Genomic DNA, 1,433 nt, shown 5'->3' with positions numbered 1-1,433 from the left:
TGAGCCGACCCGGCCCGTCGAACCGATTTCGAATGTCTCATCCGACACCGTGAAGGAAGAATCTGCCACCGCGTGATGCCTGCGTTGATGGAACAAGGTCAGACCTGCGTGGGGAGTGCTCGGTTAACTCTGGGAGGCGCTCGCAAGAGCAACCTCGGCTAACGAATGGAGCCCCCACGCGCGTCTTGCATCAGGGTCAGCGGCACAGACAGCCGCAGCAAAGACCGGTTGTAGTTTTGCAGTCCGCACCTTGTTCTCCCTGTCAGTCGCTGGTTTCGTGTGCGTTGGTTGGATCGTTTGAACGCTGCTCAGGCGGGTTTCATAAAAACCTGCCAGGAGAGGTTTTGTTGATTTCGCGGGGATGCCCTTGCGTTCGAGCTGAGCGAAGGGTTAGGCCTCCCTGCGCAAACGCTTGCCTTTCAGTCTTCGTCTTTGCCAAGTAGGGCCCGCACCGTACGGAGAAAGGCTCTAGGGTTCATCTCAATGATTGGACCAAGGAGGACGCCTCGGGCGGCGCCATGAAGACCAGCTATAGCGCTGTGTGCTGAATCACAAACTCCGGCAAGCTCCTCGAACTTGACTGGATCGATCGATTCCATGAGCAGGCGACGGTGTTCAGGGTGTTCAGTTCCGCCGGGTGGCGTACGGACCCAGATCTTCTTGGTGACGTATTCGACCTGCTCCGCAATTGCATCAAGAGCGGCTGGTACGTCGGACAGCGGCATGAAGAGTAGCGCGTATCGTGCGGGTAGCGCAAGAATCTCTTGCTCGAGCTGCAGGAGGCGCTGACGGTGGGCTCGGAACGCGATGACGTCGTCCGACAGGGAAGACAAGAAGGGAGCAGCATCGAGAGGAACTCTGTGGGTTCGAACGCGAGAGACTTCCCTTGCCAGAGCTTCCGAGAATATCTCAATCTGAAGAATGAGCCCGTTGACTTCGCTGACTACTCGGTCAATCGTGTCTGCCGCTGACATGCGCATTGACGCTGCTGTCTGACGCCGCCAACTGTGCATCGTTGTTTGCAGCGCGATGAAGAACCCCAGCACCGTTACCAGGCTGCTTGATATACCGACCTTGGCTTCGACGCCAAGTTCGTCAAACCACAGGATGAGCTGACCGAACGACCATGGCTGGACGCTTGTGAGCGCCGGTGTAGCGAGGTAGATCACAAAGGAACATAGGAGCCAGCCGAGCGTCGTGCCAATGAGCAACTGCACCGGATAGGCAATCACGAGGCCCACGCCAAGCGCGCGCTTCAGCCACCTAGAGGATGCGATCGTGTGATAGAGCACAGCGTTGGTCTGGAGGCCTAACGAATGAAAGGGCCATCCCCTCGCACCGCGCCCGGCACAGAGGATTCTGCCAATAGGCGCAGCGCTTGCCCAGCGCGCACCATGGGGCGGCAAAAGCTCAACCCGCGGCTGCGGGCCGCA

Annotated in this window: 1 protein-coding gene; it reads right to left on the bottom strand. The window is 58.7% G+C overall.

The window, feature by feature from the left end; genetic code table 11:
- Nucleotides 1-419: 419 nt before the first annotated feature.
- Nucleotides 420-1,433 (bottom strand): hypothetical protein (locus HZU84_RS19990; RefSeq protein ID WP_219341029.1); only part of this gene is annotated, 1,014 nt, incomplete at its 5' end.

Source organism: Sphaerotilus sulfidivorans (genome assembly GCF_013426975.1).
GTDB lineage: Bacteria > Pseudomonadota > Gammaproteobacteria > Burkholderiales > Burkholderiaceae_C > Sphaerotilus > Sphaerotilus sulfidivorans.
The sequence above is the reverse complement of the archived record's forward strand: the minus strand, read 5'-3'. Positions and strand labels throughout refer to the sequence as shown.